Genomic DNA, 21,248 nt, shown 5'->3' with positions numbered 1-21,248 from the left:
CCTTTCGGTGGTGCTGTCGATCATTCGGCCGGGGGTGCGGCGGGTCTCAGGAGGAGACGGGCGGGTCCAGCAGTCCGGCCAGGTCCGCGAGGACCGGGTGACGGGTGACGTCCTTGAGGCTGATCGCCCGGTCGAGGGCGACCGCCAGCTTCACCGCGGCCAGCGAGGTGCCCCCGCGGTCGAAGAAGTGGTCCTGGCGGCCGATCCGTTCGGCCGGGATCCCAAGGACCACCGCCCAGGCCGCGGCCAGCCGGCGCTCGGCGGGCGTGTCGGGCCCGTCCCCTACGGCGTCCAGGTCACCGGCGAGCGCGGTGAGCGTCCGGCGGTCGGTCTTGCCGTTGGCGGTCAGCGGCAGCGACGCCCGCCAGTGCACGACCGACGGCACCATGTACGCGGGCAGTGACTCGGCCAGCGTGGACCGCACCGCGCCGGCCTCGACAGGCAGCGGGCCGGTGCAGAACGCCACCAGCTGCGTACCGCGCACCACGACCACCGCGCCGTCGCGCACCCCGTCCACCCGCAGCAGCGTGTTCTCGATCTCGCCCATCTCGATGCGGAAGCCGCGGATCTTCACCTGGCTGTCCCGGCGCCCCAGGAACTCCAGCTTGCCGTCAGGACGCCAGCGCCCGTGGTCACCGCTGCGGTACAGCCGCTCACCGGGCCGGTACGGGTCCTCGGTGAACGCCGCCCTCGTCCGCTCGGGATCGTTGACGTACCCCCGGCCGACGCACACACCGGAGAACACGATCTCGCCGGGTGCTCCCAGCGGCACGGGCACCAGATCCTCGTCCACCACGTACACGCGGACGTTGGAGACGGGCCGGCCGAGCGGGACGCGGTCGCCGTCCGGTGCCCGGTCCATGACCTCGTGGTTGGTGTCGTCCGAAGTCTCCGTCAGGCCATAGGCGTTGACGAGCCGCACCCCGGGCCGCGCCGCGAACCAGCGCTCCACCAGCTCCTTCTTCACGGCCTCCCCGGTGACCGACACACAGCGCAGGTCGGGGAGTTGGCGCGGCTGCCGCTCCAACTCGGCGAGCACGGCCTCCAGATACGACGGCACGACCTGGAGCACGTTGACGCGCCCCGCCTCGATCGTGTCGACGAACCGGGCGACGTCCAGGATCACGTCCTGCTCCACCAGCAGCGTCCGCCCGCCCACGAGCGGCGCGCAGACCAGCTGCCACAGCGAGATGTCGAAGCACTGCGGCGCGGTCTGCGCCACCACCTGCCCGGCGCCGATCCCCAGGTCGTCGAGCTTGGCGAACGCGTGGTTGAGGAACCCCGCGTGCTCGCACATCGCGCCCTTGGGCTCACCCGTGGAGCCCGACGTGAAGTAGATGTAGGCCAGTTGACCCGGTGAGACCGCGATCCCGAGGTCGCCGTCCGAATGCCCCTCGGCGTACGCCTCGTCGACGTAGAGCGTGCGGTCGGTCGGGTCGCCCAGGGCGCCGTCGCTGCCGCGCTCGGTCAACACCAGTTCGCACCCGGCGCGTTCGAGCACTCTCGCGACCCGGTCGGCCGGGAAGTGCGGCTCGACGGGCAGGTACACGCCGCCCGCCTTGAACACGGCGAGGACGGCGGCCATCCAGTCCAGGTTCCGCTCCAGCACCACGGCGACGACACCCTCGCGGGTCAGTCCCCGGGAGAGCAGCGCCCGACTGAGCTGATTCGCCCGGGAGTTGAGCTCCCGGTACGTCCACTGCCGGTCCCCCTGGACGGCGGCGACCGCGTCCGGGCACACCGACACCATGTCCTCGAACAGCTCGTGCACCCGCCGGTCCGGCAGCTCACGCCGCGGGCCCGCCAACTCGTCGAGCTGGAAGCGAAGTTCGGCGTCCGACAGCAGCACCGGGCGGTCCGGCTCGGTCAGCGCCGTGACGTGATAGCCCGCGATGCGGGCGGCGGCCTCGGCGTCCAGGACGTCGGTGCGGTACCGCAGCCGCAGCGTGCGGCCGGTGACACTCACCCGCACCGCCGGGTCCTCCTCTGCGGGTTCGCCGGACAGTGCCCCGAGGACCTTGGCGTGGGCGACTTTCAGTGCGGCGGGCTCGATCAACAGCCCGTCGGGCAGGGACACTTCGTGCTCCGCCACACCGGGCACCGGAGCGAGCGTCCACCGCGGAATGATCTCCATCGTTCTCTTTCCCCCTGTTTCCTTCCCCCTGCGGCACGAACCGTCAGGGAGTCCTGTGCTGTCCGGCGTGTCGTGGCGCCACCGCCGGATTCCCGCCCCACCGGGACCGCGCCGGCATCTCCTCGCCCTTCATCAGGAAGGAGTCGGCGGCCAGTTCGGCCCCGTCACCCATCGACACGCCGTAGTGGACGAGCGCACCCACCCCGAGGGTGCAGCCGGCGCCGATGGTGATCATTTCGGACTTGAAGGTGCCGTCCTCCTGCGAGTGCGACTGCACCTTCGTGTGCGCCGACAGCGTGCAGTCGTCGCCGATCGCGGTCAGCGTGCGCTCGGTGATGTACGCGCCGTCGTCGAAGACCCGGCGTCCCATCCGCACACCCAGCAGCCGCCAGATCAGGTTCTTGAACGGCGTGCCGTTGAACACCTGGATGTAGGTGTCCGGCACCTTCCACAGCCGCTCGTGCCACCAGAAGTACGGGTCGTAGATCGAGCACAACTTCGGCTCCAGCGGCCGGAATCCACCGACCAGGCGCTCCACCAGCACGTAGTACCCGGCGGTGAAACCGAGCCCGAGCATCAGGGACGCGCCGATCAGCAGCCCGCCGCCGATGCCCTCACCCCCGTACAGGTCGACCGCGGCGAAGCCGAGCACCGTGAGCACGAACCAGTGCAGCCAGCGCACGAACAGATACAGGCCCATCGAGCGCAGGTTGGACCGGTTCTTCGCGGCCAGCCGGCGCTTCAGCTCGTCGCCCTCGCGCAGATGGTCGAAGCGGCTGTCGCGCTCCACCGAGCGTGGGATCTCGAAGCACGGCGAGCCCAACAGGCCCACGCCCTCACGGAGTTCGCCGTCGATCGGCACCATCACCTTGGTGGCGAGCAGACAGTTGTCGCCGGTGCGGCCGCCCGAGGGGTACGCGATGTTGTTGCCCAGGAAGTTGCGCGGCCCGATCGTGGCGCGCGACAGCCGGAACGACGTACTGGAGAAGTCCGCGTTGACGATCGACAGCCCGTCCGCGACCATCGTGCCGCTTCCCACGGTGGCCAGATACGGCGTCTCGTGCTGCACCTCGGTACCGAAGTTGGAGCCGGTCTGCTCCACCACACCGAGGTCGTAGCCGATCGCCTTCAGATAGCCGACGATGAACGAGCTGTCGCCGCACAACCACTTGAAGAACTTCAGGTTGGTCATGCGGGCCACCGCGCGCTGCACCGAGTAGTGGAAGCCGTACAGCGGATACACCTTGTCGGGGCGCAGCAGCGGACGCAGCAGCCTCGGCAGCAGCGACACGGCGGCGAAGCCGAGGACGACGAAGCCGACGAACGCCACGAGCGACAGGCCCAGCGCCTCGCCGTAGAACCGGGCGGAGTTGAGGTCCTGGGTGTTCGGATCCAGCAGGTGGTCGAGGGCCGGGATCACGGTCAGCAGCATGTAGGTGCCGCCGATCGCGAGCGGGACGTAGACCAGGAGCATCTGCAGGAACGCGCCCAGGCCGTAGCCGAAGCGGCGCCATGTCGAGCAGCCCGCGTGCGGGACGCGGACGTAGTCGACGTCCGTGGGCTGTGCCGGGGAGCCGTGCACGCGCTGCCCCGCCGGGACCTGTGCGGCGTCGTACAGGGCGGAGGAGTGGCCGAGTTGGGACCCGTCGCCCATGACCGTGCCGATGTCGAGGACGGTCTTCTCACCGACGTACACCTCGCTGCCGAGGGTGACCCGGCCCGTGCGGATGCGGCCGGCCCGTGCCTGGTAGCAGAGGAAGAAGGTGTCCTTGCGGATGACCGTTCCGTCTCCGATGGTCAGCAGGTCGGTGCAGACCGGTACGGAGTGGGACAGGATCGTGACGCCCTTGCCGATCCGGGCGCCGAGGGCGCGCAGATACAGGACGTAGATCGGGTTGCCGGCGAACAGGATCATCGGGTTGGCGTGCAGGAGCGCCTTGACCGTCCAGAACCGGACGTAGCCGAGGCTCCAGACCGGGAAATCGGTCTCCTTCCAGCGGCCCACGAGAATCCACTTGGCCACCACCGGCACCGTGCACACACCGACGAACACCGCGCCGCCGAATATCGCGGACCGCAGATATACCTGGACCACTCCGGCACCGGAGGAGACCCATTCGTAGCCCTGTCCCGTGACCGTCCCGGCGAGCACGCAATACATGGCGAAAATGATGAACTGGAGCGCCCCGCACAACAGATAGCGGGTCGTGCTCCCGGCTGGCGGCGCCTCCGCCTCGACCGGCGCGGTGGGCTTCGGAGTGTCGGCGAGCGCCGCCGCCAGACTGCGGATCGTCGGATATCCGTAGACGTCCCGCATCGACACCGACGGCAGATCCTCGCGTTTCCTGACCCGGGCGCAGAAATGTGCCATCACCAACGAGTTGGCGCCCAGGTCGTCGAAGAAGTGACTGTCGAGGGGTATGACTTCCTTGCGTACGACACCGGCCAGGACCTCCGCGAGGACGGTCTCGGTGACGGTGCCGGGTTTTACACCCACGTGGCTCCTTGGTGCTGATCGTCGTCTTTGAATTGTCAAAGACGAATACGGTGGAGTCGCGCCCGTTGTTCACGGCAGGGGCAAATTAAATAACACGCGAAACGGGTGGGGTAAATGGGAATTCGTGAGATTTGAGTTCCCTGTTGTGTGCTGAGTTTCCAAATGGACTGGGCCCTGGTCCTGGGCCAATTGATTCCCCCGAGTCGTGTGCGCTGACGTCGTCCCAACGCGCGCAACGAATGCAGTCCGGATTATTTCTGGACATTCCGGAACGGGTCAAGGCTGTTTCGGTCAATGGCGCTTTTTCGTCTTCGCCGGCCAGGGGGCGGGTCAACATGAATTGACGCCCGAAGTCCTCACCGGGACACTCTCCGAAACGGCCGTCAAAGTATCGAATGCGGCTTCGATTCTCGGGGCGATTATTTTCGGCCACCGCGAGCATGACACGACCGTCCCCCAGGGCGTGCATCCCAGCCGACGCCCCCGCGGGACGAGTGCATCCCGGCGCGCCGGATACCTTTAGGGCGTGCAGTCAGCAAGTGAACCCACCGAGCGGCCCACCAGCCGGTTCCACCGGGCGCGTGCCCTCTACCGGAACGTCTCCAAGCGCAGGACCGCCTGGCTGCTGGTCAAGGACACCGTCAACTCCTGCATGGAGTACCGCATCCTGGGCCTCGCGGCCGAGGCCGCGTTCTTCACGCTGCTGTCCGTGCCGCCGCTTCTGCTGAGCCTCATCGGCCTGCTCGGCTACGTCGACAGCTGGACCGGCGCCCACAGCATCGCCGGCCTGGAGAACAACATCCTGGAGGCGTCGCGCACGGTCCTGTCCGACAAGGGCGTGCACGAGATCGCCCAGCCGATCCTGCACGACGTGATGAAGGGCGGCCGGCCCGACGTCATCTCCATCGGCTTCCTGTTCGCCCTGTGGTCGGGCTCCCGCGCGGTCAACGTCTTCATCGACACCATCACCGTCATGTACGGCCTCGACGGCGTGCGCGGCATCGTCAAGACCCGGATCGTGTCCTTCGCCCTGTTCATCGCGGCCCTGCTGATCGGCTCGATCGCGCTGCCGCTGATGGTGGCCGGACCGGACGCCGTGGTGAACGTGGTGCCGTGGTCGGAGACGGTCGTCCAGGTCCTCTACTGGCCGGTTGTCATCGTCCTGTCCGTCGTCTTCCTGACGACCCTCTACCACGTGTCGGTCCCCGTCCGCTCCCCGTGGATCGAGGACGTCCCCGGCGCCCTGGTCGCCCTCGCGATGTGGGTCCTCGGCAGCTACCTGCTGCGCATCTACCTCACCAGCACGGTCGAGGGCCCCACCATCTACGGCTCCCTCGCCGCCCCTGTCGCCGTCCTCCTGTGGATCGGCGTCTCCGCGTTCGCCGTCCTCGTAGGAGCCGCCGTCAACGCGGCCATCGACCGCGTCTGGCCCGCCGCCGCGACCGCCGCCGCCCGCGCCGCCAACGAACGCCGCCAGGACGAGCAGGTCGCCGAGTACGTCGCCCGCATGGCCGCGGTCCGCGCCCGAGACGGCGAGGACGACGACGACCCCGACGACTCCTACATGCCCTCGGAGTTCCCGGAACGCTGGTCCCGCTTCCTCCCTCCGGAGGACGTGACGTCGCGACTCCGCACCCACGCGAAGAGCACCCACACCCACAAGGGATCCGGGGACAACTCCCCATCACCGGAGAAGTGAAGCGCGCCCCAAAGGGGCGCGGGGAACTGCGCGACCAGCCACAACGGACCCGCGGCCGACGCACCGGCCTCCCCGCGGGGGAACTACGCGCCGACCCTCCAAACACCCGCCGCAGCAGCCTCCCGCACGAACTCCGAGAAGTCCCGCGGCTCCCGCCCCAGCACCTCCTGAACCCCCTCGGAGAGATACGCGTTCCGCCCGTCCAGCAGCGACTCGAACAACTCCACCAGGAACTCGACCTCCTCACCCGGCACCCCGAACCCCGCGAGAACGTCCCCGTACTGACGGGCAGACACCGCCCGATACGTCAGCTCACGCCCCGTCACCGCACCGATCTCCGCGACCGCCTCCCCGAACGTCAACAACCGAGGCCCGGACACGGTGACCGCCTGCCCGACATACCGGTCCCCGCCGGTCACCGCCGCGACGACCACATCCGCGATGTCCCGCACATCAACGAACGGCTCCCGCACCGAACCCCCGGGGAACACCAGTTCCCCACTCTCCCGAAACCCCTCCACCAACGGCCCCTCACTGAAGTTCTGCGCGAACCACGAGGCCCGCACAACCGTCCAGTCCGCCCCCGACCCCCGCAACGCCTCCTCGGTGGGCCGAGCCCGCTCCTCACCCCGGGACGACAGCAGCACGAGCCGCCGTACACCCAACCCCACCGCCTCCTGCGCGAGCAGCCCCACCGCACGGCCCGCCTCCGGCGCCCCCACGTCCGACGGATACACGAGATACGCCGCATCAGCGCCCCGCAACGTGTCCGCCCACGTGGACCGATCCGCCCAGTCGAACCCCCGCGCCCGCGAGGCCTCCCGCACGGTCAGCCCCGCCACCCGCGCCGCCTCGGCCACCCGGCGCCCGGTACGCCCCGAAGCGCCGGTCACCACAATCGTCATGTTCCGCGCATTCTGTGTCATGCCGTCCAGTCAACGCCTGCGCGCGAGCATCGACCATCGCTGAACGGCTCATTCCCATAATCGCCCGTCTACGCCGGCCACATGGACGCCCTGGCAGGCCTTCTGGAGGGTCCACGCGCGCGTGGCGCCTTCATGATCCGCGCGTGCTTCGACCCGCCCTGGGCGGTACGCATCGAGGACCGCGCCCCGCTCACCGTCATGCTCATGGTCCGCGGCGACGCCTGGATCACCCCGGACACGGGGGAGCGGATCCGGCTGCGGGCCGGCGACCTCGCCATCGCCCGCGGCCCCGCCCCGTACACCTGCGGCGACGCCCCCGACACCGCCCCGCAGGCCGTGATCCTCCCCGGCGCCGAGTGCCACTACCCCGACGGGACCCCGCTCAACGGCTCCATGGACCTCGGCGTCCGTACCTGGGGCGACCGCCTCGACGGCTCCTCGGTCATGCTCATCGGCACCTACCTCATGCGCGGCGAGATCAACGGCCGCCTCCTGGACGCCCTCCCGCCGCTGCTCTCCCTCCCCTCGGAGGTGTGGGAGTGCCCGCTGACCCCGCTCCTCATGGACGAGGTCGTCCGCGACGAACCCGCCCAGGAGGTCGTCCTTGACCGCCTCCTCGACCTCCTCGTCATCGCCGCCCTGAGGGCCTGGTTCTCCCGCCCGGAGGCCGAGGCCCCGGCCTGGTACCGCGCACTGGCGGACCCCGTCGTCGGCAGGGTCCTGCGCCTCCTCCAGGACGACCCCGCCCACCCCTGGACGGTCGCCTCCCTCGCCGCCAAGGCGAGCGTCTCCCGCGCGGCCCTGGCCCGCCGCTTCACCGACCTCGTCGGCGAACCCCCGATGTCCTACCTCACCGCCTGGCGTCTCGCCCTCACCGCGGACCGCCTCCGCGACACCGAGGACACCATCGGCGCGATCGCCGGGCAGGTCGGCTACGGCAGCGCGTTCGCCCTGTCCAGCGCCTTCAAACGGGTCTACGGCGTGAGCCCGCAGGAGCACCGGACGCGGGCGGGGCGGTGGCGCCGGTGGGCGTAGCCTTTCGACCGTGTACGTGGAGAGGGCGTCCCGGCTGCCGGGCGCGGTGGTCTGGAGCCGCACGATCGAGGCCTCCACCGCCGGCCCGGTCCACCCCGTCCTGCCCGACGGCTGCATGGACCTCCTCTGGAACGAGGGCCGCCTCCTGGTCGCGGGCCCCGACACCCGCGCGTACGTCCCCGGGACCGCGCCCGCCCATTGGGCAGGCATCCGCTTCGGCCCCGGCACCGCCCCCACCTACCTGGGCGTCCCCGCACACGAACTCCGCGACCGCCGGGTCGACCTCACCGACCTCTGGCCCGCCGCGACGGTACGCCGCCTCACCGCCCGCGTCTCCACGGCCCCCGACCCCGCGACCGCACTGGAGGAAACGGCACTGGAACGCGCGGCGGACGTGCCCCCACCCGATCCGCTCCTACGACACCTCGTGGCGGCCCTCGACACCGGCCACCCCGTCGCCGCCACCGCCGACGAACTCGGCCTCGGCGCCCGCCAGTTGCACCGCCGCTCCCTCGCCGCGTTCGGCTACGGCCCCAAGACGCTCGCCCGGGTGCTGCGCCTGCAACGCGCCCTCGCGCTCGCCCGCGCCGGAGTCCCGTTCGCGGAGACGGCGGCCCGGTCCGGTTACGCGGACCAGGCCCATCTCGCCCGGGACGTCAAGGAGTTGGCGGGGATACCGCTGCGGCAGCTGCTCGGCCGCGCCGGTCAGGCAGGATCCGGCGCGGGACTCTGCGCAGGACTCAGCGGGGCGAAGAGATCCACGCCGTTGCCGTCGGGGTCGTGCACGACGGCGTACCGCTGGCCCCAGAAGGCGTCCCACGGCTTGAGCTCGCCGTGATGCCCGGCGCCGGTCAACTCGTCGTAGACCCGGTCGACTTCGGCGGGGTCGTCACAGAGCAGGGCGAGCGCGGCCCGCCCGCTGCCGCTGGGTGACCGCCAACCCGGGTGGAACGAAAGGACGGTGTCCTCGGTGTCCAGCAACAGCCGCAGCCCACCGGGCAGTTGAGCCTCGGCGTGCGGCTGGCTCTCGGCGCCCTCGGGGAACCCGAACCCGAGCCGACGGTAGAAGGCGACAGAGGCGGCCATGTCGGAGACGACCAGGCCGATCGCGTCGAATCGTGGAGTCATGGGGCAACGGTAGGCGGGGTCGGGCCGGCCGGTCTTGAAGGAATCGGACACCGCGCTCGGTGGATCGTTCAGCAGAAGGCCACCGGTCTGCTCAGCCGAAGGTCACCGGTCCGCGCGGCGTGTCCACCGTGAAGGAGAGACCCACCGGGCCCTCGGCCACCGCCAGTTCCGCCCCCACGGCCGACAACAACGGGCGGATCTCGTCCGGAACCGGTGCCGTCGCGGTCAGCTCCAGCAGAGGTGCGACGGGCAGGCCCGAGGCGGTCGTCGGGTGGGGCGAGGAGCTCCAGTCGATGAGGAACGGCACCAGGCCGGAGGGATGCGCCGTGTCCCCGTCGGTGAGCCGCCACTCCAGCAGGGTGCCGTCGGGCCGGCGGCGGCTCATCGCCCGCACGGGCCCGGGGTCGTACCCCTGGGCCCGGGCCGCCGCGACCGCCGCGTCCAGGTCGGGCGGGGAGACCGCCCAGGTGACCGTCCGGGCAACGGTCAGCCCGTCGACACCGAAGGGCCGGGGACCCGACGGCTCGGCCTGCTCCGGGTCCGGACCGATGATCTCCAAGTAACGGGAATCGCCCAGCGAGACAAGGTAGTTGCGGGTACCGAGCCCGACATGGGCACCGCCCGCGACCGGCGTGATACCCGTGCGCTCGGTGAAGTCGGCGACTGTCACCGCCAGTTCGGGGGTCGCGAGGACGAGATGGTCGAGGCGTGCGGGAAGAGCGTTCATCGCCACCGAGGCTACGCGGCGGGGCCGTACCGGAGGAGGGGAAAAGTCCCTCAACTGTGGAACGCCTGTGCGGCAGGATGGGCACATGATCCGTGCCGTGCGCGCCCTGCCGCTGCTGTTGCTCCCCGCGCTGTCCCTGCTGCTCGCAGGTTGCGGCACCGAGAAGGCGGACGCGGGTGCCGGAACCCCCAGTGCCTCGACCGCCCTTGCCACGACCTCCGAAATCGCGTCCCGCGCAAGGTCGTTGGGCTTCGACCCCGACCTCGTCCACGTCATCGACCCGCCGGGATTCACTCTCGCCGAGCAGTCGGTCGGCGTGTCGGACGTAGGCCTCTCCATCGCGTACACGGACCTGAAGACCGGTGCGGTGATCACCCTGCGCGTGGAGCCGGGCACGATGACCGACGCGAACTGCACGACGCAGGCGGCGTTCAGCGACCACATGACCTGCGTACGCGACGGGAACGCCTGGTACCGCACCGGCGGCGGAACGATCGAGTACGTCATGGCGCAGAAGGGCCACCTCGTGCACGTCGACGCCGAACAGGGCAAGGTGACCCGCGCGGTCCTGCGCAAGTCGGCCCAGTCGCTCCGCCGCCCGTACAGGAGCGAACTCCCGGTCGTCCTCCCGCCCGCCCGCACGGCCGTCCCCGTGGAACGCGGCGACCTGCCCACGAACGGGGACGGGGCGCCCAACAACGAGGTGGGGAAGGGCGGTTGAGCACGCGGCGCGAAGGAGGCCCAGTCCGTGAAGCCCGGCCCGTGAGGCCCAGCCCCTGAAGCCCGGTCCGTGAAATAGGCTGCGCCGCATGGCTGCCGCGCCCCGCCTCCTCGTCTGCACCCGCACCACCGACTACCGCCACGACTCCATCCCGGCCGCGGTGACCGCCGTACGCACCCTCGGCCCCTTCGAGGTGGACGCCACCGAGGACCCGGCAGCCTTCGAACGCCCCTTGCACGGCTACGCGGCCGTCGTCTTCCTCTCCACCAGCGGCGAGGTACTGACACCGGCGGGACGCCAACACCTCGCCGCCTACGTCGAGTCGGGCGGCGGCTTCGTCGGAGTCCACGCGGCCGCCTGCACGGAGTACGACTGGCCGTACTACGGCGACCTCCTGGGCGCCCGCTTCGACCGGCACCCCGCCTACCAGCCCGGCAACGCGCTGATCGAGGACCGCACCCACCCGGCCACCCGACACCTGCCCGCGGTATGGCAGTTCACGGACGAGTGGTACGACTTCCGCACCAGTCCCCGGAGTTCGGTCCACGTCCTCGTCTCGGCCGACGAATCCTCCTACGAGGGCGGCCGGATGGGCCCCGACCACCCCCTCGCGTGGTGCCACGAGAAGGGCGCCGGCCGGGTCTTCTACACGGCCCTCGGCCACGCCTCGGAGGCCTACGAGGACCCGGACTTCCGGGCGCATCTGCTGGGCGGGATCACCTGGGCGGCGGGGCTGAACTAGCGGCCCCGTCCGCACCGTTCGCAGGAGGGAACCGGGCTCGTCCCATGGCCCGGGCGGCCGTGTCTCCATTGCCGTGATCTCCGAGTGAACCTCTCCCGGGTGGCAGCCGTAGCCGACCACAGCGGGTGGCCTGATGAGCCTCCCTTCTGGAGGCCGGACAGCCGGCCGGGCACGGGAATGGGAATGGACTGGATGCAGATGTTCGACGGCGCTTCGGGCGCCCGCAAAATGAGGCTGCTGCGGCTCTGTCGGCGCAATCCGCGACGCATGCTGGTCGTTCCCCTCGACCATCCTTTGACGGACGGGCCGATCGCCGGGGGTGGTTCGGGCCTCAATCGACTGGTCGGCCGGTTGGCGACGAACGGCGCGGACGCCGTGGTCCTGCACAAGGGAAGCGTCCGCCGCGTGGATCCGGCCTGGTTCACTCAGATGTCGCTCATCGTGCATTTGAGCGCGAGCACCGCGCACGCTCCCGACCCCGATGCCAAATGCCTCGTCGCGACCGTCGAAGAGGCGCTGCGGCTCGGTGCCGACGCGGTGAGTGTGCACGTGAACGTCGGTTCTCGGGAAGAGGCCCGGCAGATAGCCGATATGGCGGTGGTGGCGGAAGCCTGCGACCGCTGGAACATTCCGCTGATGGCGATGATGTATCCGCGAGGACCGCGCGTCACCGACCCTCGTGACCCGGCGCTGGTATCCGCCGCCGTGACGGTCGCGGCCGAGATCGGGGCCGACCTGATCAAGACCTACGCCCTCGCATCCGATGCGGACATGCTGCGCCTGACGGCGTCCTGTCCGGTACCGATTCTGGTGGCCGGCGGCCCGCGCGTCGGCAATGGGAAAGCGCTGCTGGAATTCGTCGATTCGGCGCTCCGGGGCGGTGCGGCCGGTGTCGCCATGGGCCGGAACATCTTCGAATCCGACAACCCGGCCGCCACGACACGTGAACTGGCCCGCCTCGTGCACGGCGATGTTCCGCCGCCCGCTCCGATCGAGTTCTACACGAAAGAGACAAGGAACCATGAAGCTCACGTGGCTTGATATTCGCGGTACCGCCCATAAGCAGGCGGTACTTGAAGAAGCGCTGCACCAGCGGCTGGACGGCATTGTCTCGGACAGCCTGGTGGATCTGGGCGACCTGCCCCCTACGGTGAAGAAGGTCTTCTTCCCGCACGGCACGGAACTCAAGGAGCTTCCCGACGATCTCGGCGCGGCCGATGTGGTGATCGTCGATCCGCGCGTGCACGGGACGCCCGCGGAACTCTCGTCGGTGTATCCGGGAGTCGAGTTCGGACGGTTCGTGGAGATCGTCGACGCGGAGACCCTGGAGGACGCCTGTCAGTCGGCTCGCACGGAGGAGTGGAGCCTGCTGCTGTTCCGCGATCCCACGAAGATCCCGCTGGAGATCGTCATCGCCGCTGCGGCCGGTGCCGAGGGCAGTCTGATCACCGTCGCCGGGGACGTGGCGGAGGCGGAGATCATCTTCGGGGTGCTCGAACACGGCTCCGACGGCGTGATGATGGCGCCGGACGCCGTGGGTGACGCCACCGCGCTCAAGCAGGCGTCCGCTGTGGTGACCGAGCCCCTCGATCGTCGAGCTCACGATCGTCGCCACCGAGCATGTGGGCATGGGGGAGCGGGCCTGCGTCGACACGTGCAGCCATTTCCGTGAGGACGAGGGAATCCTGGTCGGCTCGCATTCCAAGGGAATGATTCTCTGCGTGAGCGAGACGCATCCCCTTCCCTATATGCCCACCCGGCCGTTCCGGGTGAACGCGGGGGCCATTCACTCCTACACGCTCTCCCGTGACGGGCGTACCCATTACCTCAGCGAGCTGAAGTCCGGCAGCAAGGTCATGGCCGTCGACGTCAAGGGGCAGACCCGAATCGTCACCGTCGGGCGGGTCAAGATCGAGAGCCGGCCTCTCATCTCCATCGACGCGAAGTCCGAGGACGGGCGTGCCGTCAATCTGATTCTTCAGGACGACTGGCATGTGCGCGTACTGGGCCCCGGCGGGGCGGTGTTGAACAGCACCGAACTCAAGCCCGGCGACCGCGTGTTGGGTTATCTGCCCGCCGAGGACCGCCATGTCGGCTATCCCATCAACGAGTTCTGCCTGGAGAAGTGAGAGCGCCATGGACGACGAACTCATCGATGCCTATCTGGAACGCATAGGAGCCAAGCGGCCGGAGCGGGTGGACGCGGACGCCCTGCGGTGTCTTCACGAGCGCCATGTGCTGTCCGTTCCGTTCGAGAACCTTTTCTTCCTCCTCGGAGAACCGATCCCGTACTCCCTGGACGCGGTCAAGAAAATCGTGGAAGAACGGCGCGGCGGCGGGTGTTTCGAGCTGAACTCGGCTTTCGCGATGCTGCTGGAAGCTCTCGGATTCCATGTCACCCTGCTGGCCGGGTGCATCTATCGCGGTGAGGTACTGGACAGTCCCATCGGTCATCTTGCGCTTCGGGTGGAGACGGATGAGCCGGACGGACATTCCTGGCTGGTGGACGTCGGCCAGGGAAGTCACAGCCGTTGGCCCTTGCGGCTGGATCTGCGCACACCGCAGAACGACCCGCACGGTGCATACCTGGTCACCGAGACCTCCGACGGGGACATCGACGTGTTCCGTGACGGCTCGCCGCTGTACCGGATGGAATTGAAGCCCCGGAAAATCGAATTCGGCCTTCCCTCCATGTGGTGGTACCAGACCGCCCCCGAATCGCCCTTCAGGAACCGGCTGATCTGTGTCCAGCCCCGCGAGGACGGAAGGGTCACTCTCGCGAACAGGGTCCTGATCAGGGAACAGGGCGGGGAGCGGACCAGGAAGCGGATCGTGACCGAGGAGGGGCTGAAGGAGGCGCTCGGGACCTGGTTCGGGATCCATCTCGACGAGGTGCCGAAGATCCCGGACCGGACCGCGGCGCCGTCCGCCGCCGGAGAGGGGCGTCCGTAGTCATGCCCGGGAACGTAACCCAGGATCTGTCCCAACTCGCCTATGCCAGAGGGTGGTCGGAGCAGATCGCGTTCCTCGCCGACGACCGCGCCTGGACGTACGCCGAGGTCTTCGACGGCGCGGCACGGGCCGCGAGGGGATACCGGGCCGCGGGACTGCGCCGCGGCGACCGCGTCCTGCTGGCGCTCCCCGACAGCGTGGAGCTGGTCCGGTCCGTGCTCGGCGCCTGGCAGGCCGGACTCGTCGCTGTCCCGGTCAACGTCCAGATGAGCGGGGAGGATCTGACGCGGGCCGTCGAGACGGTGGAACCCGCGCTGGCCGTCATCGACCCCGACACCACAGGGCAGTTGGAGCTGCCGGCCTTCGCCCCCGCGATGAAGGTCGCGACCCTGGTCGCGGGCGAACCGGACCCGGAGTTCGCCGAGGGCGGGGACGCCCCGGCGCTGGCGGTCTTCACGTCCGGCACGACGGGCGCCCCGAAACTCTGCTTCTTCCTGCACAGCAACTTCGCCGCCCCTCCCGGGCCGCCCGGCCCAAACGGCACTGCCCGTACGACAGTTGGGCTGTCGGTGTCCCGCATGTACTTCCTGGGCGGACTGCACTTCTCGGTGCTCACGACCCTCGCCACCGGGCAGACCGCCGTCCTGTCACGCACCCGGGCGACCCCGGCCGCCGCGATCGACCTCATCGAACGCCACCAGGTCACGAACCTCTTCGCACAGCCGAGTTTCCTGGCCCGCATGCTCCTTGAGCCCGGCCACGCGGAGGCGTTCGCCCGCCTCCGGGAGGTGTCGAGCGCCGGGGAGGTCCTCTCGCCACGGCTGCGCGAGCGACTCGTACCGATCCTGGGGGACCGGCTGGTCAACAACTACGGCGCCACCGAGATCGGCGTGATCTCCATGGGGCGGCCCGCCGCGTACCGGGCTCCTTCCGCGGTCGGCCCCGCCGTCCCCGGCCGGCCGGTGCGCATCGTCGACGCGGACGGCCGGCCGATGCCCGCGGGCCGGCAGGGCGAGCTGCACGTCTACGCCGACTTCGCGTCCCGGGGTGTCGCGCGGGGGAGTCTGGGCCCCGATCAGGTGACGGACGCCTGGTGGCCGACCGGGGACCTGGCGTCGCTCGACGACGACGGTGTCCTCCACGTGCACGGCCGGCTGGACGACGTGGAGGTGATCGGCGGCCAGAACGTGGTGCCGGGCGAGGTCGAACGGCTCCTTGAGCGCCATCCGCGCGTGCTCGAAGCGGCGGTCAGTTCCGTCCGCCGTCCGGCCGGGGACACGAGTCTGCGCGCCTACGTGGTGACCGTCCCCGACGGCGAGGCGGCCGGCGGAGCCCAGGACGCCACCCTGGACGCCGAGTTGATCGCCCTGGCCCGGTCCCGGCTGTCCTGGTACAAGGTCCCGCAGGACGTCGTCCGGCTGAACACGCTGCCCCGCAACGCGAACGGCAAGATCCTGCGCAGACAACTCCGTGCGGCGGGCGGCCAGTTCGTCTGACACCGGGACGGCACACCGTGACGGGGCAGCGGACGACCGAGCCGCTGCCCCTTACGTCTGGACGGCGGCCCGCTTCACCTGACCGGGCGCCACCGGAACCAGTGGTCGACCCCGTCGAACCGGTAGCGGTCGTCCCCGTCGTCGAACCGAATCTCACCCACGAGCCGACGAGCACCGTCGGGCTCCTGACGGTGCGGCTCCAGGAGCAACTGCAGTTCGTCGTAACGGGCGTTGACCCCTCCGTGCCCCGGATGCTCCTCCAGCCCGGCATCGGAGATCTCGTACCTGACGTAGATCGCCCACTGCTCGCGCTCCATCGCCACCGCCGCCTCGCTCGCGGGCCACACGGCGTACTCGTCGGGCTCGTCGGAGTGGTCGTACTCCCAACCCTCGTAGTAGTGCGGCACTCCATCGACGAGCGCGAGTCCCTTGCGCGGCCCGTCGTACCACTCCAGGTCCACGTACGTGGGCTCGAAGCCGTCCGCGATCAACTGCTGCTTGTCCGATGACCTGGCCATACCGGCAGGCTACCGACCGCCGGTCCCCGCAGCCACGGTCACGCTCTGCGGTCGGCGTACCGGCCGCCCGGCGCCCCCGTACTCGCCCGCTCCACCAACCGCGTCGACAACTCCGTCCGCGTCCCCTCCGGCCGGTCCCCGTCCATCAGCCGGACCAGCAACCGCAGCGCCGTGGCCGCCATCTCCGACAGCGGCTGCCGGATCGTGGTGAGCGCCGGAGTCACCCAGCGGGACTCGGGAAGGTCGTCGAAACCGACCACGCTGATGTCCTCCGGGATGCCCAACTCCCGTTCCGCCAGGGCCTCGTAGACACCGAGCGCCATCCGGTCGGAACAGACGAAGACAGCCGTGGGCGGCTCGGGCAGGTCGAGGAGTTCGCGCATACGGGTGCGGGCCATGGCCTGGTCGAAGCCGCCGTGGCGGATGTACTCGGGGCGCGCGGGTACGCCTGCGGCGGCGAGCGCGGAGCGGTAGCCGGCGACCCGGGCGCTGCTGCACATCTTGTGCCGGTGGCCGGCGACGACGGCGATGCGTTCGTGGCCCAGGGCGAGCAGATGCTCGGTCGCGGTCACCCCGCCCTGCCAGTTGGCCGCACCGACCGACACCACGCCCGGCGGCGGCTCGTGCACGGGATCGATCATCACGAACGGGATGCGGTGCTGGTCGAGCCAGGAGTACTGGGACGGCGTCAACTCCGCCAGATTGAAGAGGACTCCGGACGAACCCCGGCCAACCAGCTTGTCCAGCCAGCCCCGTTCGGGCCGGTCGGCCCGCGTCCGGGTCAGCCCGGCCGAGACCACCACCTCGAGCCCGGCCTCGTACGCCGCCTCCTCCACCCCGTGCAGCACCGCCCCCGACCACGAACTCTCCAGCGAGTGCACCACCAGGTCGACCATCCCCGGCGCCTTGCCCGCGTCGAACCGGGGCCTGCGCACATACCCGAGCCGCTCCAGCGCCTCCGTCACCCGCCGCCGTGTCTCCGGCGCCACGTCCTCCCGGCCGTTGACCACCTTGGACGCCGTCGGCACGGACACCCCCGCCTCCCGGGCCACGACCGCCAGCGTCGGCCCTGCCGTCACGCTCGCGCTCCCCGTACGGACCATCGGGTACCGCCTCTCCAGCCCGCCCGAGGGCCATCGAAAGTTTCCGACCAGCGCTGCTTCCCCGGCCCGGCCACCAGCCGTCCAGAAAGCGCTTCCTACGATAGGTGCGCGTCAACACGGCGGGAAGACCAGGGAATTCACGTGATGACGCCGACCCGGACTTTCGAAACCCCGAACAGGTCAGCCGGGCGGGCAGTCGAGGCGGAAGCGGGTGAAATCGGCGGTGAACTCGGCGTCGACGAGGTCCCAGGCATGGATGCCGGCCATCGCGCCGGTGAACCGCAGCCGCGACCCGTGGTCGTCGGAGAGCCGACTGAAGTCCAGCACCGGCCCGACCGGCGTCCGCGCGCCCTCCCGCACGTACCAGAACCGGGCATCCGCACCCTCGACCGTCGCCCCCAACGTCACCGGAGCACGCACATCCACCTCGACGACGGCCACTTGACGGGTGCCGCCCTCGTCCCGTTCCACGAGGCTCAGCACCGTACGCCCGCCGCCGTCCTGCCACTGTTGCCCGCGCTGCCCCTCGCCCTCGGGCTCCGACCACGTCAGATGCAGGCTCAGATACGCCTCGGCGCCGTACCAGAGCACCAGCCCCGCCGCCTGCGTGAACGTCAACGGCCGTGCGTCGACGGTGACTTCGGCCTCCGCGCGGTGCTCCGTGATCCGCTGGGCCAGCAGACTGTGCGCCCACCGCGACTCCGGCCCGTGCCGCCCGCGCAACCGGGTCCAACCGGGGCGAGCGGTGGTGTCCGCCCAGGACGAGTCCGGGTACGCACGCGGACTGCTCCACGGCCGGCCCAACGGGCCCTCTGGATTCGGAACTTGGGTGAGTGGGGCGGGACGCGTCGGTACGTCCACCTCGACCGCCGGATGCCGGCCGCCCTGCCGTAGTCTCGGCCAGCCGTCCTCATCCCACGTCACGGCTTGGATCGCCGTCTCTCGGCCCAGCGTGCAGCGCGGCCCCTCCGGTGTCTGTACCGGCCGCGCCGCCAGATGGCTCAACACCCAGTCCCCGCCCGGCAGTTCGACCAGCTCGCCGTGGCCCGCCTTCTGTAGCGGCACCGATGGATCGTCCCGGGACGTCAACAGGGGCCGGTCGTCGACCTCGTACGGACCAGTGATCGTACGGCTGCGCGCCACCAGCACCCCGTGCTCGAACCCCGTGCCGCCCTCCGCGAGCAGCAGGTAGTACCAGCCGCCCCGCCGCACCAACTTCGGCCCCTCGACGAGCCGTTCGTGCTGGAGCAGCAGATGGGTCGGGCCGATCGGGGTGAGCGTGTCGCGGTCCAGTTCGGTCGCGACGATGCCCGCGAAGCGTCGGCCGCCGGGGCGGCAGTCGTTCTGGAGGTTGAGCAGCCACAGCCGGCCCTCGTCGTGGAACAGTGCCGGGTCGAAACCGTGGCTCGCGACTCGCCGCGGGGCAGCCCACTTTCCGCTGACGTCCGAGGCCGTAGTGACGTAGGTGTCGGCGTCGAAGTACGGGGTTCCGACCGAGCGGACGATCGCATACGTCAGCCAGAAGCGCTCGCCGTCCCAGCTCAGCGAGGGTGCCCAGATGCCGCCCGAGTCGGGGACCCCGGCCAGGGAGTCGCCGGGGACCGCGCCCCGGACGTGGCCCGCGTACTGCCAGTCGGCCAGGTCGCGGGAGCGGTGGATCGGGATCGTGGGGAACCACTCGAAGGAACTGGTCGCCACGTAGTACCAGTCGCCGACCCTGACCATCGAGGGGTCGGGGGCGAAACCGCGGACAACAGGGTTGTGCAGCAAGGTCACTTGAGGGCTCCCAGGGTGACCCCGGTGCGCCAGTAGCGGCGCATCGCCACCATCATCACGGCCATCGGGACGATCGACAGGAGCGCGCCGGTGAGGACCAGGCTCGTCAGGTCGACGCCCGACTCCATGCGTTTGCCGGACCAGTTGTAGAGGCCGAGGTTGAGCGTCCAGTTCTCCTCGCCGCGCAGCACGGTCAGCGGGAGGAAGAAGGCGTTCCAGGTGTTGACGAAGGCCAGGAGGAAGACCGTCGCGCCGCCCGTCGTCATCATCCGCAGCACGATGCTGAAGAAGATGCGGAGTTCGCCCGCGCCGTCGAGGCGTGCCGCCTCCAGGAGTTCGAAGGGGACCGTGGCCTCCGTGTAGACCTTGGCGAGGTAGACGCTGAAGGGGTTGATCAGGCAGGGGATCAGCATCGCCCAGGGGGTGTCGACCAGGCCGATCTTCGAGAACATCAGGTACAGCGGGAGCGTGAGCAGCGCGATCGGGATCAGGAACGAGCCCACCACGCACGCGAACACCGCGTTGCGGCCCGGGAATTCGAAGCGCGCGAGGCCGTAGCCCGTCGCGAGGGCGATGAGCGTGCCGCCGAGGGAGCCGACTCCCGCGTAGAGGAACGAGTTGGCGGTCCAGCGCAGGAAGATGCCGTTCTCGTAGGTGAAGACCTGACGCACGTTCGCCCACAGGTGCATGCCGGAGAACCACAGGCCGTTGCTCTGGTACAGGCCCGTGCGGTCCTTGGTCGCGGCGACGATCAGCCACCACACCGGGAACAGGCTGTAGGCGCTGGCCAGAACCAGACCGACGAGCAGGAAACGCTGGCCGCCGCGTGAACGGGCCGCCGGATCGGGCTTGTTGAGGCGCCGGACCTGATGGGCGTTCCGGCGTTCTTCGGTGAGGGTCATCAGTCGGCCTCCTTCGCGGTGAGCCGGTAGAAGAGGAAGGAGGCGACGCCGAGGATGAGGGCGAGGAGGACCGAAAGGGCCGCCGCGTAGTGGTAGTTGCCCGCGTTGAACGCCTGGTTGTAGATGATCATGATGGGCGTGAAGCTGTCGTTCACCGTCTGCGGGGTGACGTTCCGGAACAGCGCCGGTTCGTTGAAGATCTGCAGCATCTGGATGATCGAGAGCATCCCGGTCAGCACCAACGCGCCCCGTACGTAAGGGATTTTGATGCTCGTCGCGACCCGGAACTCGGAGGCGCCGTCCAGCCGGGCCGCCTCGAAGAGGTCGCGGGGCACGCCCTGGAGCGCCGCGTAGATGATCACCATGTTGTAGCCGATGCCGTGCCAGGTCAGCAGGTTGCCGATGGACGGCCAGACCATCGAGGGCGCGAAGAAGTTCCAGGACAGCCCGAACACCTTGCCCAGCGGCGTCAACGGGCCGACGTCCGGGCTGTAGAGGTTGATCCACACGATCGCCGCGACCACTCCGGGGATCATGTACGGCACGAGGAGGAAGATCCGGAAGCGGCCCGCGACCTTCGAGGACAGCGCGTCCAGGAACAGTGCCAGCAGCAGGCTGACGAGCAGCATCACCGGGATCTGCACGCACGCGAACAGCACCACGCGCAGCACCGAGTTCATGAACACCGAGTCGGTCAGGCCCTGTTGGTAGTTGTCCAGGCCGGAGAACCTCTGCGTGGAGCCGCCGAGGCCGAGCCCCGACTGGTGCTCCACGAACAGCGACTCGTAGACGGCGTACCCGATCGGTATCAAGTACAGGAAGACGAAACCGAGTTGGAAGGGCACCGTGAACGCGGCACCCTTCCAGCGCTGGGAGCGGATCATCGGCGCTG

At 69.7% G+C, this 21,248-nt stretch carries 17 protein-coding genes and 2 pseudogenes; 9 read left to right on the top strand and 10 right to left on the bottom strand.

The features are described 5' to 3' along the window. Positions 1 to 46: 46 nt before the first annotated feature. Together OG504_RS13745 and OG504_RS13740 are read right to left on the bottom strand one after the other, a co-directional pair. Entirely contained in the window at positions 47 to 2,134 is a 2,088-nt protein-coding gene (locus OG504_RS13745; RefSeq protein WP_405990084.1) for a non-ribosomal peptide synthetase, read from the bottom strand. Positions 2,135 to 2,177: 43 nt separating this feature from the next. Beyond that, entirely contained in the window at positions 2,178 to 4,631 is a 2,454-nt protein-coding gene (locus OG504_RS13740; RefSeq protein ID WP_405990083.1) for a Pls/PosA family non-ribosomal peptide synthetase, read from the bottom strand. Between the two features lie 526 nt (positions 4,632 to 5,157). On the opposite strand from OG504_RS13740, the gene OG504_RS13735 reads away from it, so the two are divergent. After that, on the top strand, positions 5,158 to 6,330 hold the full coding sequence (locus OG504_RS13735; protein ID WP_405990082.1) for a YihY/virulence factor BrkB family protein: 1,173 nt from the start codon (positions 5,158 to 5,160) through the stop codon (positions 6,328 to 6,330). 83 nt (positions 6,331 to 6,413) lie between these two features. Here the strand turns inward: OG504_RS13735 and OG504_RS13730 are convergent, their stop codons facing one another. After that, positions 6,414 to 7,256: an NmrA family transcriptional regulator gene (locus OG504_RS13730; RefSeq protein WP_405990081.1), complete on the bottom strand. Its 843-nt coding sequence runs from the start codon at positions 7,254 to 7,256 to the stop codon at positions 6,414 to 6,416. Positions 7,257 to 7,337: 81 nt separating this feature from the next. Here OG504_RS13730 and OG504_RS13725 point away from each other — a divergent pair, with 81 nt between their 5' ends. Together OG504_RS13725 and OG504_RS13720 are read left to right on the top strand one after the other, a co-directional pair. Further along, positions 7,338 to 8,291: an AraC family transcriptional regulator gene (locus OG504_RS13725; protein ID WP_405990080.1), complete on the top strand. Its 954-nt coding sequence runs from the start codon at positions 7,338 to 7,340 to the stop codon at positions 8,289 to 8,291. 10 nt (positions 8,292 to 8,301) lie between these two features. After that, positions 8,302 to 9,129, top strand: a complete 828-nt coding sequence (locus OG504_RS13720; RefSeq protein WP_405990079.1) for a helix-turn-helix domain-containing protein — start codon at positions 8,302 to 8,304, stop codon at positions 9,127 to 9,129. Here OG504_RS13720 and OG504_RS13715 read toward each other — a convergent pair. Together OG504_RS13715 and OG504_RS13710 are read right to left on the bottom strand one after the other, a co-directional pair. Next, a pseudogene (locus OG504_RS13715) lies at positions 9,024 to 9,419 on the bottom strand (VOC family protein); the annotation flags it as partial. The gene OG504_RS13720 and the pseudogene OG504_RS13715 sit on opposite strands and share 106 nt — an antisense overlap. A 91-nt stretch (positions 9,420 to 9,510) precedes the next feature. Continuing rightward, entirely contained in the window at positions 9,511 to 10,146 is a 636-nt protein-coding gene (locus OG504_RS13710; protein WP_405990078.1) for a VOC family protein, read from the bottom strand. An 85-nt stretch (positions 10,147 to 10,231) separates the two neighbouring features. Between OG504_RS13710 and OG504_RS13705 the strand changes: the two genes are divergently transcribed. The 6 genes and pseudogenes from OG504_RS13705 to OG504_RS13680 all read left to right on the top strand — a co-directional run bounded on the left by OG504_RS13705 (position 10,232) and on the right by OG504_RS13680 (position 16,057). Continuing rightward, complete coding sequence (locus OG504_RS13705; RefSeq protein ID WP_405990077.1) at positions 10,232 to 10,867, top strand: hypothetical protein; 636 nt, start codon at positions 10,232 to 10,234, stop codon at positions 10,865 to 10,867. Positions 10,868 to 10,955: 88 nt separating this feature from the next. Beyond that, positions 10,956 to 11,609: a ThuA domain-containing protein gene (locus OG504_RS13700; protein ID WP_405990076.1), complete on the top strand. Its 654-nt coding sequence runs from the start codon at positions 10,956 to 10,958 to the stop codon at positions 11,607 to 11,609. Between the two features lie 183 nt (positions 11,610 to 11,792). After that, positions 11,793 to 12,650, top strand: coding sequence for a 2-amino-3,7-dideoxy-D-threo-hept-6-ulosonate synthase (locus OG504_RS13695; RefSeq protein WP_405990075.1), 858 nt, complete (start codon positions 11,793 to 11,795; stop codon positions 12,648 to 12,650). Continuing rightward, positions 12,631 to 13,738, top strand: a pseudogene (locus tag OG504_RS13690) (3-dehydroquinate synthase II family protein). The gene OG504_RS13695 and the pseudogene OG504_RS13690 overlap by 20 nt, the downstream one beginning before the upstream one ends. A 7-nt stretch (positions 13,739 to 13,745) precedes the next feature. Continuing rightward, positions 13,746 to 14,561, top strand: a complete 816-nt coding sequence (locus tag OG504_RS13685) for an arylamine N-acetyltransferase (RefSeq protein WP_405990074.1) — start codon at positions 13,746 to 13,748, stop codon at positions 14,559 to 14,561. A 2-nt stretch (positions 14,562 to 14,563) separates the two neighbouring features. Beyond that, positions 14,564 to 16,057, top strand: coding sequence for a class I adenylate-forming enzyme family protein (locus OG504_RS13680; RefSeq protein WP_405990073.1), 1,494 nt, complete (start codon positions 14,564 to 14,566; stop codon positions 16,055 to 16,057). Between the two features lie 74 nt (positions 16,058 to 16,131). Here OG504_RS13680 and OG504_RS13675 read toward each other — a convergent pair whose 3' ends face one another. The 5 genes from OG504_RS13675 to OG504_RS13655 form a co-directional block, all read right to left on the bottom strand. Beyond that, positions 16,132 to 16,575 carry a hypothetical protein gene (locus OG504_RS13675; RefSeq protein WP_405990072.1) on the bottom strand — a complete coding sequence of 148 codons (444 nt, stop codon included), beginning with the start codon at positions 16,573 to 16,575 and terminating at the stop codon, positions 16,132 to 16,134. Between the two features lie 38 nt (positions 16,576 to 16,613). Then, positions 16,614 to 17,678, bottom strand: a complete 1,065-nt coding sequence (locus OG504_RS13670; RefSeq protein WP_405990071.1) for a LacI family DNA-binding transcriptional regulator — start codon at positions 17,676 to 17,678, stop codon at positions 16,614 to 16,616. A gap of 180 nt (positions 17,679 to 17,858) precedes the next feature. After that, positions 17,859 to 19,454, bottom strand: coding sequence for a family 43 glycosylhydrolase (locus OG504_RS13665; protein ID WP_405990070.1), 1,596 nt, complete (start codon positions 19,452 to 19,454; stop codon positions 17,859 to 17,861). Next, positions 19,451 to 20,356 carry a carbohydrate ABC transporter permease gene (locus OG504_RS13660; RefSeq protein ID WP_033281546.1) on the bottom strand — a complete coding sequence of 302 codons (906 nt, stop codon included), beginning with the start codon at positions 20,354 to 20,356 and terminating at the stop codon, positions 19,451 to 19,453. Before OG504_RS13660 ends, OG504_RS13665 begins: the two co-directional genes overlap by 4 nt. Continuing rightward, positions 20,356 to 21,240 carry a carbohydrate ABC transporter permease gene (locus OG504_RS13655; RefSeq protein ID WP_405990069.1) on the bottom strand — a complete coding sequence of 295 codons (885 nt, stop codon included), beginning with the start codon at positions 21,238 to 21,240 and terminating at the stop codon, positions 20,356 to 20,358. The genes OG504_RS13660 and OG504_RS13655 overlap by 1 nt, the downstream gene beginning before the upstream one ends. Between the last annotated feature and the right edge of the window lie 8 nt (positions 21,241 to 21,248).

It is taken from the genome of Streptomyces sp. NBC_00986 (assembly GCF_045162565.1).
GTDB lineage: Bacteria > Actinomycetota > Actinomycetes > Streptomycetales > Streptomycetaceae > Streptomyces.
This window is presented reverse-complemented; position numbering and strand designations above follow the sequence as displayed.

Bases quoted from the DNA above. Each gene is read 5' to 3' on its own strand.
- OG504_RS13745 (WP_405990084.1), bottom strand. From the start codon at position 2,134: ATGGAGATCATTCCGCGGTGGACGCTCGCTCCGGTGCCCGGTGTGGCG.
- OG504_RS13730 (WP_405990081.1), bottom strand. From the start codon at position 7,256: ATGACACAGAATGCGCGGAACATGACGATTGTGGTGACCGGCGCTTCG.
- OG504_RS13725 (WP_405990080.1), top strand. From the start codon at position 7,338: ATGGACGCCCTGGCAGGCCTTCTGGAGGGTCCACGCGCGCGTGGCGCC.
- OG504_RS13710 (WP_405990078.1), bottom strand. From the start codon at position 10,146: ATGAACGCTCTTCCCGCACGCCTCGACCATCTCGTCCTCGCGACCCCC.
- OG504_RS13705 (WP_405990077.1), top strand. From the start codon at position 10,232: ATGATCCGTGCCGTGCGCGCCCTGCCGCTGCTGTTGCTCCCCGCGCTG.
- OG504_RS13700 (WP_405990076.1), top strand. From the start codon at position 10,956: ATGGCTGCCGCGCCCCGCCTCCTCGTCTGCACCCGCACCACCGACTAC.
- OG504_RS13695 (WP_405990075.1), top strand. From the start codon at position 11,793: ATGGACTGGATGCAGATGTTCGACGGCGCTTCGGGCGCCCGCAAAATG.
- OG504_RS13685 (WP_405990074.1), top strand. From the start codon at position 13,746: ATGGACGACGAACTCATCGATGCCTATCTGGAACGCATAGGAGCCAAG.
- OG504_RS13680 (WP_405990073.1), top strand. From the start codon at position 14,564: ATGCCCGGGAACGTAACCCAGGATCTGTCCCAACTCGCCTATGCCAGA.
- OG504_RS13675 (WP_405990072.1), bottom strand. From the start codon at position 16,575: ATGGCCAGGTCATCGGACAAGCAGCAGTTGATCGCGGACGGCTTCGAG.
- OG504_RS13670 (WP_405990071.1), bottom strand. From the start codon at position 17,678: ATGGTCCGTACGGGGAGCGCGAGCGTGACGGCAGGGCCGACGCTGGCG.
- OG504_RS13660 (WP_033281546.1), bottom strand. From the start codon at position 20,356: ATGACCCTCACCGAAGAACGCCGGAACGCCCATCAGGTCCGGCGCCTC.
- OG504_RS13655 (WP_405990069.1), bottom strand. From the start codon at position 21,240: ATGATCCGCTCCCAGCGCTGGAAGGGTGCCGCGTTCACGGTGCCCTTC.